General features: G+C 62.9%; 14 protein-coding genes and 1 tRNA gene. 10 read left to right on the forward strand and 5 right to left on the reverse strand.

The annotated features are described in order from the left end of the window. Positions 1-251 precede the first annotated feature (251 nt). Positions 252-1,643, forward strand: coding sequence for a glutamate--tRNA ligase (gene gltX / locus PHO31112_RS05445; protein ID WP_150619563.1), 1,392 nt, complete (start codon positions 252-254; stop codon positions 1,641-1,643). Between the two features lie 122 nt (positions 1,644-1,765). Here the strand turns inward: gltX and PHO31112_RS05450 are convergent, their stop codons facing one another. Next, on the reverse strand, positions 1,766-2,626 hold the full coding sequence (locus PHO31112_RS05450; RefSeq protein ID WP_150619564.1) for an inositol monophosphatase family protein: 861 nt from the start codon (positions 2,624-2,626) through the stop codon (positions 1,766-1,768). A gap of 397 nt (positions 2,627-3,023) precedes the next feature. Between PHO31112_RS05450 and PHO31112_RS05455 the strand changes: the two genes are divergently transcribed. Beyond that, the gene (locus PHO31112_RS05455) at positions 3,024-3,851 is read left to right on the forward strand and encodes an RNA methyltransferase (RefSeq protein ID WP_150619565.1); all 828 of its coding nucleotides are present in this window, start codon (positions 3,024-3,026) and stop codon (positions 3,849-3,851) included. 93 nt (positions 3,852-3,944) lie between these two features. Beyond that, positions 3,945-4,724: a serine O-acetyltransferase gene (gene cysE / locus PHO31112_RS05460; protein ID WP_150619566.1), complete on the forward strand. Its 780-nt coding sequence runs from the start codon at positions 3,945-3,947 to the stop codon at positions 4,722-4,724. A gap of 73 nt (positions 4,725-4,797) precedes the next feature. Here cysE and PHO31112_RS05465 read toward each other — a convergent pair whose 3' ends face one another. Genes PHO31112_RS05465 through PHO31112_RS05480 form a run of 4 tightly spaced genes read right to left on the reverse strand, consistent with a single transcriptional unit; the run spans position 4,798 to position 7,525 of the window. Continuing rightward, complete coding sequence (locus PHO31112_RS05465; protein WP_150619567.1) at positions 4,798-5,670, reverse strand: UDP-2,3-diacylglucosamine diphosphatase; 873 nt, start codon at positions 5,668-5,670, stop codon at positions 4,798-4,800. Positions 5,671-5,698: 28 nt separating this feature from the next. Beyond that, positions 5,699-6,193 carry a peptidylprolyl isomerase gene (locus PHO31112_RS05470; RefSeq protein WP_150619568.1) on the reverse strand — a complete coding sequence of 165 codons (495 nt, stop codon included), beginning with the start codon at positions 6,191-6,193 and terminating at the stop codon, positions 5,699-5,701. A 44-nt stretch (positions 6,194-6,237) separates the two neighbouring features. Further along, positions 6,238-6,834: a peptidylprolyl isomerase gene (locus PHO31112_RS05475; RefSeq protein WP_150619569.1), complete on the reverse strand. Its 597-nt coding sequence runs from the start codon at positions 6,832-6,834 to the stop codon at positions 6,238-6,240. A 52-nt stretch (positions 6,835-6,886) separates the two neighbouring features. Further along, positions 6,887-7,525, reverse strand: a complete 639-nt coding sequence (locus PHO31112_RS05480) for a tetratricopeptide repeat protein (protein ID WP_246177757.1) — start codon at positions 7,523-7,525, stop codon at positions 6,887-6,889. Positions 7,526-7,861: 336 nt separating this feature from the next. Between PHO31112_RS05480 and cysS the strand changes: the two genes are divergently transcribed. The 7 genes from cysS (at position 7,862) to PHO31112_RS05515 (ending at position 15,302) form a co-directional block, all read left to right on the forward strand. After that, on the forward strand, positions 7,862-9,265 hold the full coding sequence (gene cysS, locus PHO31112_RS05485) for a cysteine--tRNA ligase (RefSeq protein WP_150619571.1): 1,404 nt from the start codon (positions 7,862-7,864) through the stop codon (positions 9,263-9,265). Positions 9,266-9,289: 24 nt separating this feature from the next. Beyond that, a complete protein-coding gene (locus tag PHO31112_RS05490; protein ID WP_150619572.1) occupies positions 9,290-10,360 on the forward strand; it encodes an endonuclease III domain-containing protein in 1,071 nt (356 codons plus the stop codon). A gap of 154 nt (positions 10,361-10,514) precedes the next feature. Continuing rightward, positions 10,515-11,483, forward strand: coding sequence for an acetyl-CoA carboxylase carboxyltransferase subunit alpha (locus PHO31112_RS05495; protein WP_150619573.1), 969 nt, complete (start codon positions 10,515-10,517; stop codon positions 11,481-11,483). A gap of 115 nt (positions 11,484-11,598) precedes the next feature. Continuing rightward, a complete protein-coding gene (gene tilS / locus PHO31112_RS05500; protein WP_174995549.1) occupies positions 11,599-13,071 on the forward strand; it encodes a tRNA lysidine(34) synthetase TilS in 1,473 nt (490 codons plus the stop codon). Between the two features lie 197 nt (positions 13,072-13,268). Continuing rightward, positions 13,269-14,519 (forward strand): aspartate kinase, encoded by a 1,251-nt coding sequence (locus tag PHO31112_RS05505; protein WP_150619575.1) that lies wholly within the window; start codon positions 13,269-13,271, stop codon positions 14,517-14,519. Between the two features lie 226 nt (positions 14,520-14,745). Continuing rightward, a tRNA-Ser gene (locus PHO31112_RS05510) sits at positions 14,746-14,839 on the forward strand. 121 nt (positions 14,840-14,960) lie between these two features. Beyond that, positions 14,961-15,302 (forward strand): FKBP-type peptidyl-prolyl cis-trans isomerase, encoded by a 342-nt coding sequence (locus PHO31112_RS05515; protein WP_010807328.1) that lies wholly within the window; start codon positions 14,961-14,963, stop codon positions 15,300-15,302. Positions 15,303-15,355 lie beyond the last annotated feature (53 nt).

Raw genomic sequence — 15,355 nt, forward strand, 5'->3', positions numbered from 1 at the left:
TGGCACGGCGTCGCGTCCAGCGGCGTTTTGCCGGGCATCGTTCCGAGGTGACGGGGCCGCATCGGACGCGCGCGGGGGGCGGCGTCCGACGCGGATGGAGGGAAATTCCGATCCCGCGCTCGGACTGTGCCGCGAATGCACGCACTCGGCTGATATAATGACGGCTTCCGAATGTTGGCGACCCGCCTGCGCGAGACCCTCCGCCGCGGGCGTTTTTGTTTGTTGCCAACGCGATGCACCGAAGCCAAACCATGACCACTGTCCGCACCCGCTTTGCGCCTAGCCCGACCGGATTCATCCATCTGGGCAATATTCGTTCCGCTCTCTATCCGTGGGCTTTTGCGCGTCACAACAAAGGCACGTTCGTGCTGCGCATCGAAGACACCGATCTCGAGCGCTCGACCCCGGAAGCCGTGCAGGTCATTCTCGAAGGCATGGAATGGCTCGGCCTCGATTACGACGAAGGCCCGTTCTACCAGATGCAGCGCATGGATCGCTACCGCGAAGTGCTCGCGCAACTGAAGACGGCCGGGCATGTTTATCCGTGCTACATGAGCGTGGAAGAACTCGACGAGTTGCGCGAGCAGCAGCGTGCGCGCGGCGAGAAGCCGCGTTACGACGGCCGCTGGCGTCCGGAACCGGGCAAGGTGCTGCCCGAGCCACCTGCTGGCGTGCAGCCGGTGCTGCGCTTCAAGAACCCGCTCAGCGGCAGCGTGGTGTGGGAAGATGCGGTGAAGGGCCGCATCGAGATCTCGAACGAAGAACTCGACGACCTCGTGATCGCGCGCCCGGACGGCACGCCGACGTACAACTTCTGCGTCGTGGTCGACGACATCGACATGGACATCACGCACGTGATTCGCGGCGACGACCATGTGAACAACACGCCGCGTCAGATCAACATCTTTGAAGCGCTCGGCAAGCAGCCGCCGGTGTATGCGCACTTGCCCACGGTGCTCAACGACCAGGGCGAGAAGATGTCCAAGCGCAATGGCGCCATGAGCGTGGTTCAGTATCGCGAAGAGGGGTTCCTGCCTGAAGCCGTGGTGAATTACCTGGCGCGTCTGGGCTGGGCGCACGGCGATGCGGAAGTCTTCACGCGCGAGCAGTTCGTTGCGTGGTTCGATCTCGAACATCTGGGCAAGTCGCCGGCGCAGCACAATCCCGAAAAGCTGCTGTGGCTGAACAACCAGTATCTGAAACAGGCCGACAACGAGCGTTTGGCCGGGCTGACCGATCCGTTCTTGCAAAAGGCGGGTGTGTCAGTCGAAGGCGGCCCGTCGCTCGCCGGTGTGGTCGCGCTGTTCAAGGATCGTGCGAACACGATCAAGGACATCGCGCAAAGCGCCGAAATGTTCTACCGCAAGCCTGTGCCGTCGGAAGCCGATCTGGCCCAGCACATGACGGATGCCGCGCGTGCGGCGGTGAAGGATCTGGCCACCGCACTGGCGGCGCTGCCGGAGTGGAAGAAGGAAGCGATTTCGCCCGCTTTCAAGGCTACGCTCGCGCAGCACGGCATGAAGATGCCGCAGCTCGCGATGCCGGTGCGTCTGCTGGTGGTCGGCACGACGCACACGCCGGCCATCGACGCCGTGCTAGAGCTGCTCGGCCGCGATACGGTGCTCACGCGTCTGGGCGCGTAAGGCGTTACGTGTGAGTCGTTCCGGGGCTGCCTGTAGCCGCTCCGGAAACCAAAAAACCCCGGGATGCGCGAGCATCGCCGGGGTTTTTTTACAGGGGGGCGTCATGCCCCCGTATGCGCTTCTTACGACTGTGCGCTGTCTTGCGTGGCCGCGCTGCTGCTGGCGCGTGCCGGCGTGGCCGGACGTTTGGCGCGCGAATAGCCTTCAAGCAGCTTGACCATCTGCGCGTAGATCTTCGGGTTGCCCGCGAGGATTTCGCCTTCGAACAGGAAGTCCGACTCGCCGGTGTAGTTCCCGACCAGACCACCGGCTTCGGTAATCAGCAGGCTGCCGGCGGCCATGTCCCACGCGTTCAGGCCTTGCTCGAAGAAGCCGTCCATGCGTCCGGCAGCGACGTTGGCCAAGTCGAGTGCCGCAGCACCCGGACGGCGGATGCCGGCGCAATGCTCGGTCATCGTGCCGAACATCTTCAGATAGTTTTCAACGCCTTGCAGATCGCGGAACGGGAAACCGGTGCCGATCAGGCCGTCGGCCAGACGATCGCGGCGCGACACGCGAATACGCTTGCCGTCGAGGAATGCACCGCGCCCACGCGAGGCGGTGAAGAGTTCGTTGCGGGTCGGATCGTAGACCACGGCTTGCGAGACGATACCTCTGTGCGCGAGGGCGATCGACGTGCAGTAGTAGGGCAGGCCGTGAATGAAGTTGGTGGTGCCGTCGAGCGGATCGATGATCCACTGGTATTCCGAACCCGTCTTGCCGTGCTCCTCGCCCGTTTCTTCGGCGAGGATGGCGTGGTCCGGATAGGCTTGCAGGAGGGTTTCGATGATCGCCAGCTCAGCTGCTTTGTCCACTTCCGTCACGAAGTCGTTGTGCTGCTTCTTGCTGACCTTGATGGTGTCGATGTCGAGAGAGGCGCGGCTGATGATGTTGCCGGCGCGGCGCGCGGCCTTCACCGCGATATTGAGCATGGGATGCTGCATGACAGATTCCTGTTAAGGCCATTGCCGACGGTACACGCGACCCTTTCTGGGCCGGACGGCAGGCATGGCAGACAAAGCGAACAAATTGAGCAAGAGCGATGCCCCGCAAGCGCCGCGCACTGGGTGGCGGCTCGTTTGCAAGGACGAAAACGCGTATTTTAGCAAAAACGCGGCCCGTGCGCTGTGTCGTCTTTGTCTTCTGACCCCTTTTCATCGAAGGGGTCTTCCCGCGCGTGGTGCGGTGCGACGACACGCAGCGCTCGCGATTCAGGGCAAAATAGCGACGTTTGCCGCTGTGCCGCCCGTTGTGCTGCAATGTCGTTGCGCCGATCCACGGCCGGCGTTTTCTGCTGCGCCATTCCGTTCACTGCCTCTGGTTTCTCATCTCCGCTGCCTCATGTCCCAATCTGCTGCTGCCATACCGTCGCCACGGTTGTTCGATCAAGTGCGTTTCGTGCTCAACGAGACCAGCCACCCCGGCAACGTCGGTTCGGCGGCGCGCGCGATCAAGACGATGGGCTTTGGCCAGTTGGTGCTGGTCGCGCCGCGCGCCGGGGAGGCCGTGCTCCGTGATCCGGAAGCCGCGGCGCTCGCGAGCGGCGCAGACGACGTGCTGGCGAACGCGCGAATCGTGCCCGATCTGGGGGCGGCGTTACAGGGCGTGAACTGGGCCGTGGCCCTTTCGGCGCGTTCGCGTGAATACGGCCCGCCCAATGCCGAGCCGCGCGAGAGTGCCGCGATGGCCGTGCAGCATGCGGCGCAGGGCGAGGCGGTGGCGTTTGTCTTTGGCAGCGAGCGTACGGGCCTGTCGAATACGGACGTGGAGCGTTGCAATGCACTCGTGCATATTCCGGCCAACCCGGTGTACAGCTCACTGAATCTTTCGCAGGCAGTGCAGTTGATCGCCTACGAAGTGCGCATGGCGTGTCTGGCGCGAGAGCGCGGCGAGGCGCCTCCCGTCGCGGCGGCGGTGGCGATGGCGTCGCTGCCGTCAGGGCTGGATGCGCAAACTCCGGAGGCGCTCGCCACCCGTGACGACGTCGAGGGCATGCTGTCTCATCTGGAGCGAGCGCTCGTCGACCTCGATTTCCTCGATCCCGATAATCCGAAGAAGCTGATGACGCGCCTGCGCCGGCTTTTCGCGAAGAGTCATCTGGAGCGCGAGGAAGTCAACATTCTGCGCGGCATCGCGAAACACATTCTCGAGCGCAAGCGCCGGCATTGATGCGACACTCTCTCATGCCGCTCGCTTTCCGGTAATTTCGCAGCGATCCGCCCGAAGACGGCCGGACGCAAACGACAGGATCGAATCACGCTCATGTTTACCCATCTTCGCGAAGACATCGCCGCCATTCGGCAAAAGGACCCTGCGGCCCGCAGCAACTGGGAGGTCTTCACCTGCTATCCCGGCCTGCACGCGGTGATGCTGCACCGGGTGGCGCATGGCTGCTGGCAGTCTGGCTTCAAGTGGCTCGGCCGCTATGTGTCGCAGTACGCACGCTTTCTCACGGGCATCGAGATTCATCCCGGTGCGACGCTTGGCCGCCGCGTCTTCATCGATCACGGCATGGGGGTGGTGATTGGCGAGACGGCGGTGATTGGCGACGATTGCACCATTTATCAGGGCGTCACGCTTGGCGGCACGTCGTTGTCGCGCGGTGCAAAGCGTCACCCGACGCTCGAATCCGGTGTGATCGTCGGCGCCGGGGCCAAGGTGCTCGGTGGCTTCACGGTAGGCGAGGGTGCGAAAATCGGCTCGAACGCCGTGGTCGTGAAAGCGGTGCCTGCCGGTGGCACGGCAGTGGGCAATCCCGCGCGCATCATTCGTCCCGATACGCCTCGCGAGGGGGGCGAGGCCAAGTCTCAGGGCAGCGGTCGCAAGACGGAATTCTCTGCGTACGGCATCACCCCGAACGCCGACGATCCTGTCTCGCTTGCCATCCACGGGTTGATCGAAAATGCCACCGATCAGTCGCACAAGATCGACGTGATGGTGGCGGCGCTCAACCAGCTTGGTGCCCATCTCGAAGCCCTCGGCGCGAGCAAGATCGACACCGCCGAACTGCGCAAGCTCGGCAAGGAAATTCAGGATATGTGAGGCGATACGGGGCAACATCGTCGATAGACCAACGGCCCGTCATCAGCACGGGCCGTTTTGCATCGAGACCGGCTTAGACGCTTGACGTCGTGGAAGGGGCGAGATCGATGGCGCGCAGACCGTGCGCGTCCCATTGCAGATACCCGCCGCGCGGCGGCTCCACGTCGAACTCCCAGTCGGGCAGCACCCAGCGCACGCGACGGCCATCGGCGTGCCGCGCCGGACGATGTGTGTGCCCATGCACGAGGGTGCGTTCGCCGGCGGCGTCGAGCAGGGCTGCGATGGCGTTCGCATTGGCATCGGCGTAGGCCATGCGATGCGCGCCCTTGGCGGCGCTGCGTCTGCGGATGCGGTTAGCAATGGCCATGCGCAATCGCAGCGGAAGTCTCAGGAAAAACGCCTTGCCGAGCGGCGAATGGGCGACGCGGCGAAAGCGCTGATAGCCCACATCGTCGGTACATAACTGGTCGCCGTGGCTGAGCACCAGCGCCTGCCCGAGAAACGAGAAGACGCACGGGTCGTCGAGCATGACGGCACCGGCGGCACGTGCAAATCGCTCGCCGAGCAGGAAATCGCGGTTGCCGCGCATCACGGCGATGGGCACGCCGCTCGCCGACAATTCGGCCATGGCCGCCGTCATCCGGCGGGCGAACGCGCCGAGGGGTTCTGCGGCGGGCGATGTGCGGGGGGCAGCGGCGACGTTGGTACCGTTCGTGGCGGCCGGCGCGTCGACATCGAGCATGTCGTCGCCGATCCAGTATTCGAACAGATCGCCGAGGATGAACAGAACGGACGCTTCACGCGCAGGGCCGCGAAGGAAGTCCTCGAAGACTTGCACCGTGCCCGGCAGCGCCGGCGACAAGTGAAGATCGGAAATGAAAAGCGCGGGCCCGTCGCCCCGGGGTGTTACGGGGCATTGCGGGCACCGCGCAGTCGATACTGGCATCGAATATCGCAGTTGGCGGTGGCGGCGCTTACGCGACGATCACGGCCTTTTCGATGACGACGTCGTCAACCGGCACGTCCTGGTGGAAGCCCTTCGAGCCGGTCTTCACGCCCTTGATCTGGTCGACGATACCCTGACCTTCGATGACCTTGCCGAACACGGCGTAGCCCCAGCCTTGCGGCGTTGGCGCGCTGTGGTTCAGGAAGTCGTTGTCGCTGACGTTGATGAAGAACTGTGCCGTGGCCGAGTGCGGATCGTTCGTGCGCGCCATGGCCAGGGTGTACTTGTCGTTCTTCAGGCCGTTGTTGGCCTCGTTCTCGATCGGTGCTTCGGTCGGCTTTTGCTTCATGCCCGGTTCAAAGCCGCCGCCCTGGATCATGAAGCCATTGATCACGCGATGGAAAACGGTGTTGTCGTAGAAGCCGTTCTTGACGTAGTTGAGGAAGTTCTCGACCGTCTTCGGGGCCTTGTTTGCGTCGAGTTCGATGCGAATGACGCCGTGATTGGTGTGCAGTTCAACCATGATGCTTTCCTTCTGATGAAATGGTTCCGATGGGCCGGCGGATTTCAGTGCTTGACGACGCTAGCCGATTCGATCACGACTGGCGTGGCCGGCACGTCGTCGTACATGCCCTTGCGGGTCGTGGCAACGCCCTTGATCTTCTCGACGGTATCCATGCCGGACACCACCTTACCGAATACCGTATAGCCGTAGCCGTCCGGGCTGGGGTAATCCAGTGACGCATTATCCTTCACATTGATGAAGAATTGCGCGGTCGCCGAATTCGGGTTCGACGTCCGGGCCATGGCAATGGCGCCTTTCACGTTTTTCAGACCGTTCTGCGATTCGCTGGGAATCGGCGCGCGCGTGGTCTTTTCATTCATCTCGGGCGTGAAACCGCCGCCCTGAATCATGAAGTTGTTCATGACGCGGTGGAAGATCGTGCCGTTATAAAAGCCACCGTTGACGTATTGAAGGAAGTTCTCGACCGTCTTCGGGGCTGCCTTCGGGTTGAGTTCGACCACGAAGTTGCCGGCCGACGTCTTGAACTGCACCTGCGGCTGGACGCTTTGCGCGAACGCGCACAGGCTCGTGCCCGACAGGGCGGCCGCAGCAATCACGCTGCCGAGCAGCGCGCGCCGCAGGCGATTCGGAAAGGACATGCGTGTCTCCGTATGCAATGAGGGTTCGGTTCGAGGGAAGACGCGGAGCGTCTCAGTTGCCGGACTTGCCGACATTCTTGAGCGCGGCGTCGTCGCTGGCCTTGGCCGGTGCCGGCGTCTGGCTCACGGGCGCTGCGCGTTGCGGGGCAAGCATGTTGGACAGGATTTTTTCGCGGTTCGATACGCGTGCCGTCGGCGCGAGCTTCAGCGATTTCTGGTAAGCCTGCTGGGCGAGCTTGGCATAGATGTCGCCAAGGTTTGAGTAGGCCACGGCGAAGCCCGGATTGTTGCGAATCGCGCTCTCGAGCGCTGCACGCGCCTTATCGTACTCACCTGCCTGCGCGTAGAGCGCCGCGAGGTTGTTGAACGGCTCGGGCAGTTCCGGGAAGTCCTGCGTGAGGGCGGTGAAGGCGTCGATGGCTTCGGCGTTGCGACCCATCTCCATGAGCACGCGACCGCGTGTAAAGCGCACCTGCGCGTCGCGCGGATACTGTTTGAGATGATCGTCGATCTTCGCCAGCGCATCGCTGAACTTGCCTGCGCCGACCAGCTTGTTGATGGCCGATTCGCTGGCTTGCTGCGGCGTTTGCAGCGGGGCGGGCGGCGGCGGATCGATGATGGCCTGAGCACCGGCGGGCAATGCGAACAACGTGCCCGCGAGGCCGAGGGTGGCACCCGTAAGCGCCAGCACACGGGCGCTGCGTACAGCAGCCGCGACCGGGCGGAGTCGGGAGACAAGGCGCGTTGCGGGGGACAAAAGTGACCGGCTTCGTTGCGTCATAGTGGGTGCTTGGGATGCCTGAGAGGTGCGCAAGAGATGCTATACTCGGCCGCATTCTAACAAAACACCTGCGCCCGGCCCGCGCCATTTCTCGTAGTGGCGGTGGATGTGGTTCGCAAGTTCGTTTTTTCTACCGCACGGCGCGCAGCCCGCCTCGCGATGTCGCTCTCGTCACGAAGTCCGTGACGTCCCCGAGAACATCGTCGCAGCGTCCGGCGCTGTTGCCGCCCGGTCAAGCGCTTATCTATGGATTCACTCCGTGTCTACAACTCGCTCGCGCGAGACAAACAACCGTTCGTACCCCTCGTTCCCGGCGAAGTCCGCATGTATGTCTGCGGTATGACGGTGTATGACTACTGTCACATTGGTCATGCGCGCGTGATGGTGGTGTTCGACATGGTGCAGCGCTGGCTGCGTACGCTTGGGTATCAGGTGACCTACGTACAAAACATTACCGACATCGACGACAAGATCATCAAGCGTGCTGTCGAGAACGGCGAGACGATGCGCGAACTGACGACGCGTTTCATCGCGGCAATGCATGAAGATGCCAGCGCGCTTGGCGTCCAGCGCCCCGATCACGAGCCGCGTGCGACCGACTTCATCCCGCAGATGGTCGACATGATCGGTGCGCTGCAACGCAACGGTTACGCCTATCAGGCCGAAGACGGCGACGTGAACTATGCCGTGCGCAAGTTCTCCCGCTACGGCCAGCTGTCGGGCAAGTCCATCGAGGATCTGCGTGCCGGTGAGCGCGTTGCCGCCAATACCGCGAAGCAGGACCCGCTCGACTTCGTGTTGTGGAAGCGCGCGAAAGACACCGAGCCCGACGAATCGAAATGGGCCTCGCCCTGGGGCGCGGGCCGACCGGGCTGGCATATCGAATGCTCCGCGATGAGCTGCCAGTTGCTGGGCAATCATTTCGACATTCACGGCGGCGGGGCCGATCTGCAATTCCCCCATCACGAGAACGAGATCGCGCAGAGCGAAGGCGCCACGGGCGAGACGTTCGTGAATTACTGGATGCACAACGGCTTCGTGCGCGTGGACAACGAGAAGATGTCCAAGTCGCTCGGCAACTTCTTCACGATTCGCGAAGTGCTCGCGAAGTTCGACGCGGAAGTCGTGCGCTTCTTCATTCTGCGAGCCCAATACCGCAGCCCGCTCAATTACAGCGATGCGCATCTGGACGACGCGCGCGGCGGCCTCACGCGTCTGTACACGGCGCTCAAGGACGCGGCAGGCGACGGGGCGCCGCTCGACTGGAACGAGCCATACGCGCAGCGCTTCGCTACGGCGATGAATGACGATTTCAACACGCCGGTAGCGATTTCCGTGCTGTTCGAACTCGCCGGCGAAATCAACAAGCAGCGCGATCCGATGCTCGTGCGTCAGTTGCAGGGGCTTGCCGGTACGCTGGGGTTGCTCGGCCGTGACCCGCAATCGTTCCTGCAAGGGGCGGCGGGCGGCGAGGACGCGGGCGATGGCGATGCGTTACGTATCTCCGTCGAAGTGCGCGTCGAGGCGCGCGCCCAAGCCAAGCGCGAACGCAATTTCGCTGAAGCCGATCGCATTCGCGCCGAACTGCTGGCCGAAGGCATCGTGCTGGAAGACCGTCCCGGAGGCGCCACCGAATGGCGTCGTGCCTGAGCGCGGCGCATCGAGGCAAATCTCATGGTGACTCGTAAATCCGTGGCCGCTAAGGTTGCAACCAAGACCGCTGCGGCCAAGACAGCGCAGAAGGCGACCAAGGCCGTCAAATCGGCGACGGCCGGCGAGAGCGCACGTCGCACGCCGGCCAAGGCAGCCGTCGGCAAGCCTGCGGCTGTCAAGACCGGCAGGAAGACCGCCGCCGGCAAGACGACCGAAAAGGCGGCGAAAACCAGTGTCGCCCGCAAGGCTGCACAGCCGGCGGCATCGAAGGTCGCGCAAAAGGCGGTGCCGAAGTCCGCAGGGAAGGTCGCGCGCAAGGCGCCTGCGAAGTCAGCGCCCGCGACCTCGCATCGCCTTATCGCCAAGCGCGATGGCGAGACGCGCATCGTGACGCCGGAGATCGCGCGAATCGATCACGACGTCATCGAGCAGGTCGTGACCGGTGTGGTGCCGCTGCCGGTGGCCTCGGGCGCGACGCGTCCCGGCTTCTGGGATCAGGCGTGTGCCGATCTGATGAAGCGCGACCGCATTCTCAAAAAACTGATTCCGCAATTTGGCCCGGCGCATCTGACCGGACGCGGCGAACCGTTCGTCACGCTCGCGCGCTCGATCGTCGGCCAGCAGATCTCCGTGAAAGCGGCACAGGCCGTATGGGATCGGGTGGTAGCGGTCTGCCCGAAGCTCACGCCAGCCCAGTTCATCAAGGCCGGGCACGACGCGCTCGCCGGTTGCGGGCTGTCGCGCCGCAAGGCGGAGTACATCCTCGATCTGGCCACGCACTTCAAATCGGGCGTGCTGCACGTCGACGCCTGGGCGAGCATGGACGACGAGGCCGTCATCGCCGAGTTGACCGGCATTCGCGGTATCGGCCGCTGGACCGCCGAGATGTTCCTGATGTTCAACCTGATGCGCCCCGACGTGTTGCCGCTCGACGATGTCGGGCTGATCAACGCGATCAGCGTCAACTATTTCAGCGGCGAGCCCGTCACGCGCAGCGAAGCGCGGGAAGTGGCCGCCAATTGGGAGCCGTGGCGCTCCGTTGCCACCTGGTACATGTGGCGCAGTCTCGAACCGGTGCCGGTGGAATACTGATTGTTCTGCCGAGGACGTATAATCCGCGTCCATTCCGTCTCATTCAGTCATTATTGGCGTCTATTGCGGGTTGAATGACAATGAAAGTTGTCTATCTCGGCCGGGTAGACGTTGCCGGCGGTACAATACGCTGCCGCATTTCCGGGGAAACCTGATGAAGAACACCTTTTTGGATTTTGAACAGCCGATCGCCGAACTCGAAGCGAAGATTGAAGAGCTGCGCTTCGTGCAAGACGATTCAGCCGTCGACATTTCCGAAGAGATCGAGCGCCTCTCGAAGAAGAGCCAGCAGCTCACCAAGGACATCTACACGAACCTGTCTCCGTGGCAGGTTTCGCAAATTTCGCGTCATCCGCAGCGTCCCTATACGCTCGATTATGTTCGCGACATCTTTACCGACTTCCACGAACTGCATGGCGATCGCGCCTTCTCTGACGATCACGCCATTGTGGGTGGCATGGCGCGTTTCAACGGCCAGGCCTGCATGGTCATCGGTCACCAGAAGGGCCGCGACACGAAGGAGCGTGCGCTGCGCAACTTCGGCATGCCGCGTCCCGAGGGGTATCGCAAGGCCATGCGCCTGATGAAGCTCGCCGAGAAGTTCGGTCTGCCCATCTTCACGTTCGTCGATACGCCGGGCGCTTATCCGGGGATCGACGCCGAAGAGCGCGGCCAGTCGGAAGCCATCGGTCACAACCTGTACGTGATGGCCGAACTCAAGACGCCGATCATCACCACGATCATCGGCGAGGGCGGTTCAGGCGGTGCGCTGGCTGTTGCCGTGGCCGATACGGTCATGATGCTTCAGTTCTCGACGTACTCGGTGATCTCGCCGGAGGGTTGCGCGTCGATTCTGTGGAAGAGCGCTGCCAAGGCGCCCGAGGCGGCCGAAGCGCTGGGTCTGACGGCTCACCGTCTGAAGGCACTGGGGTTGATCGACAAGATCATCAACGAGCCGCTGGGTGGTGCGCATCGCGACCCGCTCGGCATGGCCGGCATGCTCAAGCGTGGACTGGCCGACTCGCTGCGCCAGTTCCAGGGCATCAGCCACAAGGAACTGCTCGAGCGTCGCTTCGAGCGTCTGATGAGCTATGGCAAATTCAAGGAAGCCGGCGCGAAGTAAAGCGTCCGTCATTGCGTCGTCGCCTGTCGTGGCGATGACGCCGAATCCGATGCCTCATCACGATTCTTCCGCTGCCGCGTTCGCATCTGCCCGATGCGACGCGGCAGTTGCACATGTGGACGTCGCTTTGCGTATGGCGCTGGCGGCGCACGTCACCGCTTGCGACGCACTCGCACCCGGCAGCCCCTTCGCTCTCGCGCTGAGCGGCGGCCTCGATTCGATGGTGCTGCTCGATGCGCTGGCACATTGGGTTCAGACGCGTCGTGAAGCCGGCGAGGCGATTGCGCCGCCGCTGGCCATCCACATTCATCACGGACTGTCCGAACACGCGGACGACTGGGTCGTCGTGTGTGAGCGCGAAGCGCGTTTGCGCGGCTTTGTGTTTGAGGCGCGGCGCGTGAGTGTGCCGCGCGACGCGCGCCAGGGTATAGAAGGCGCGGCACGTGCGGCGCGCTATGAAGCCCTCGCGGCGTCTTGCGTCGCGCATGGCGTGGGATGGCTTCTGAGTGCTCATCACGCGAACGATCAGGCAGAGACGGTACTGCTGCAAATGTTGCGTGGCGCTGGGCTGCCCGGCGTGGCGGCGATGGCGGTGGAAGGCGCGCTGCCCGCTGTGGGCGGCGAGGTGGGCGAATCGGGCGAATCGGGCGAATCGGGCGAATCGGGCGAGCCGTGTCGCGTGCGCTTGCTGCGCCCGCTGCTCGACATCTCGCGCGAGACGATGCGTGCATATGCAAAGGCGCGTTCGCTATCGTGGGTCGAAGATCCGTCCAACGACGATCGTCACTACCTGCGTAATGCGTTGCGTCACGATGTGATGCCTGCGATCGCGGCGCATGTCCCCGCGTACCGGGAGACCTTGGCGCGGTTCGCGCGGCATGCCGCACAGGCGCAGTCGCTGCTCGACCAACTCGCACAAGCCGATTTCGACATGGCGCGCTCGCCATCTGCCAATGGAGACGAGCGTTTGCAGCGCAGCCGTTTGCAGGCATTGGCCTCATCTCGACTGGCGAATCTTCTGCGGTACTGGACTGCGCGCCGCGGGTTGGCTATGCCGCCGGAAGCGCGGCTGGACGAGTGGGTGCGGCAGATTCGCGATGCGCAGGCCGACGCTTCGCTCGAGTTGCCACATGGCGACGCCGTCTTGCGGTTGTATCGCGACGAACTGCAATGGACAGCGGTCTACGGTTCGGCACATCGAGACGATGCGGCGCCTGACGCCGTATTGCGATGGTCGGGCCAGCGGGAATGGCCTTTGCCGCAATGGCAGGGGCACATCGTGTTTACGCCGGTCGCCGAGGGTGAGTCTGTCGAGGACACCGTCGACGAGCGCATGTTGCGTGCCCATCCCCTTGTGGCAAGGTCGCGTGCGGGCGGCGAGAGATGGCGCGAGCGTGCGGGTGGCCATTCGCGCTCGCTCAAGCACTGGTACCAAAGTCGCGGGGTCGCCGCGTGGTTGCGGCAGGTGCCGATCGTCTGGCAGGGGAGCGAGATTGTCTTCGTTGCACGTCTGGGGATCGATGGCGCGGCACAAAGTGACGAGAGTACCGGCGTACGCTGGCGGATGATGTGGCGCGACGAAGCATAGGGCGCGAAAAACAGCATAATCTGCTGCCGGATGCGGCATCTCGTGGCAATGGCAGCGCAATCTGCGCCAAACCGGCTCAGGCGCGATACATTCGTGCGATAATTAAAAGTTCCGCGAATCGAAACGTCACCGATATCCATTGGCGGGTATCTGCGCAGGATTCATAAACGGTTTTAAATCAATGTGTTAGCAATGTTATGGCTCTGATCGTACACAAATACGGCGGCACGTCGATGGGCTCGGTGGAGCGCATCAAGAATGTCGCCAAGCGCGTGGCCAAGTGGCATAAGGCCGGTCACAAGATGGTGGTGGTGCCGTCGGCGATGTCCGGCGAGACCAATCGTCTGCTGGGTCTGGCCAAAGAAATTTCGGCTCACCCCGATCCGCGCGAACTCGACGCTATTGCCGCCACGGGCGAGCAAGTGAGCGTTGGCCTGCTGGCGATAGCACTCAAGGAAGCCGGCGTCGATGCCGTGAGCTACGCCGGTTGGCAAGTACCGATCAAGACCGACAGCGCTTTTACCAAAGCCCGCATTTCGGAAATCGACGACACACGCGTGATGGCCGATCTCAATGCCGGCCGCGTGGTGGTCATTACCGGCTTCCAGGGGATCGATCCGAACGGCAACGTGACCACGCTGGGTCGCGGGGGCTCGGACACGTCGGCAGTGGCGGTGGCTGCTGCGCTGAAGGCCGATGAGTGCCTGATCTACACTGACGTCGACGGCGTGTACACGACCGACCCGCGTGTGGTCGACGAAGCGCGCCGCCTCGACAAGGTCACTTTCGAAGAGATGCTGGAAATGGCCAGTCTCGGCTCGAAGGTGCTGCAGATCCGTTCGGTGGAATTCGCCGGCAAGTACCAGGTCAAGACGCGCGTGCTCTCGAGCCTGACCGATCCGATGATTGCGCTCGACCAAGAAGCGCGCTCGGGCACGCTGATTACTTTTGAGGAAGACGAACAAATGGAAAAGGCCATCATCTCGGGTATCGCATTCCAGCGCGACGAGGCCAAGATCACCGTGCGCGGCGTGCCGGACCGCCCGGGCATCGCGTACCAGATCCTCGGCCCGATCGCCGACGCGAACATCGATGTCGACATGATCATCCAGAACCTGAGCGTGGAAGGTAAGACCGACTTCACGTTCACCGTGCCGCGCGGCGACTATCAGCGTGCCATGGCGCTGCTGCAAAACGATGTGCAAGCTCACATCGGCGCTGCCGAAGTCGTGGGCGACCCGAAGGTCTCGAAGGTGTCCATCGTCGGCGTGGGCATGCGCTCGCACGTCGGTATCGCCAGCAAGGCCTTCCGCACGCTGTCGGAAGAGGGCATCAACATCCAGCTCATCTCGACCTCGGAGATCAAGATCTCCGTGTTGATCGACGAGAAGTACATGGAGCTGGCGGTGCGTGCGCTGCATAAGGCGTTCGAACTCGATCAGGCGTAAACGCCCTCGGTCGAGTCGCACGGCGTGTCGCGTGCTTGCGTGGAGCATGCGGCGCACAGCGCGAATTTCGCGATGTGATGCGGGGAAAACTCCCCGAACGTGTCGAGTGCATGACACCCGTGCAAAAAATGTTGGATTTTGATGCGCATAATGTTTGACGGCATCGAGAACAGTAGGTAATATCACGCCTTCGTTGCATCACCTCCCTGATGTGACGACAAGTTTGGGAGACGTGGCCGAGAGGTCGAAGGCACTCCCCTGCTAAGGGAGCATCTGGGCCAAAACCTGGATCGAGGGTTCGAATCCCTCCGTCTCCGCCAAGTCGCCTTGGCGGAACACCCCCGGCTCTTCGCGGAGAGCCGGGGGTTTTTTCTTTCCCGAGTTCGCGCGTTGGCGATACCTCGCGCGTCGATACCATCTCTTCTTCCAGCGAGGACAACGATGTCGACTATCACCACCGATTCCGGCCTGCAATACGACGATCTGCAAGTGGGCGACGGCACCGAAGCCACGCCGGGCAAGACCGTCACCGTTCACTACACGGGTTGGCTGACCGACGGCAAGAAATTCGATTCCAGCAAAGACCGTAACGACCCGTTCGCCTTCGTGCTTGGTGGCGGCATGGTCATTCGCGGTTGGGACGAAGGCGTTGCCGGCATGAAGGTCGGCGGCAAGCGCAAGCTGGTCATTCCGCCCGAACTGGGCTACGGCGCACGCGGCGCCGGCGGCGTGATTCCGCCTAACGCGACGCTGGTCTTCGAGGTCGAACTGTTGGACGTCTGAACGATCGAATGCCGTAACGCAAACGGCATCACCGGTACCACAGACACCCCCGG

It is taken from the genome of Pandoraea horticolens, assembly GCF_902459555.1.
GTDB lineage: Bacteria > Pseudomonadota > Gammaproteobacteria > Burkholderiales > Burkholderiaceae > Pandoraea > Pandoraea horticolens.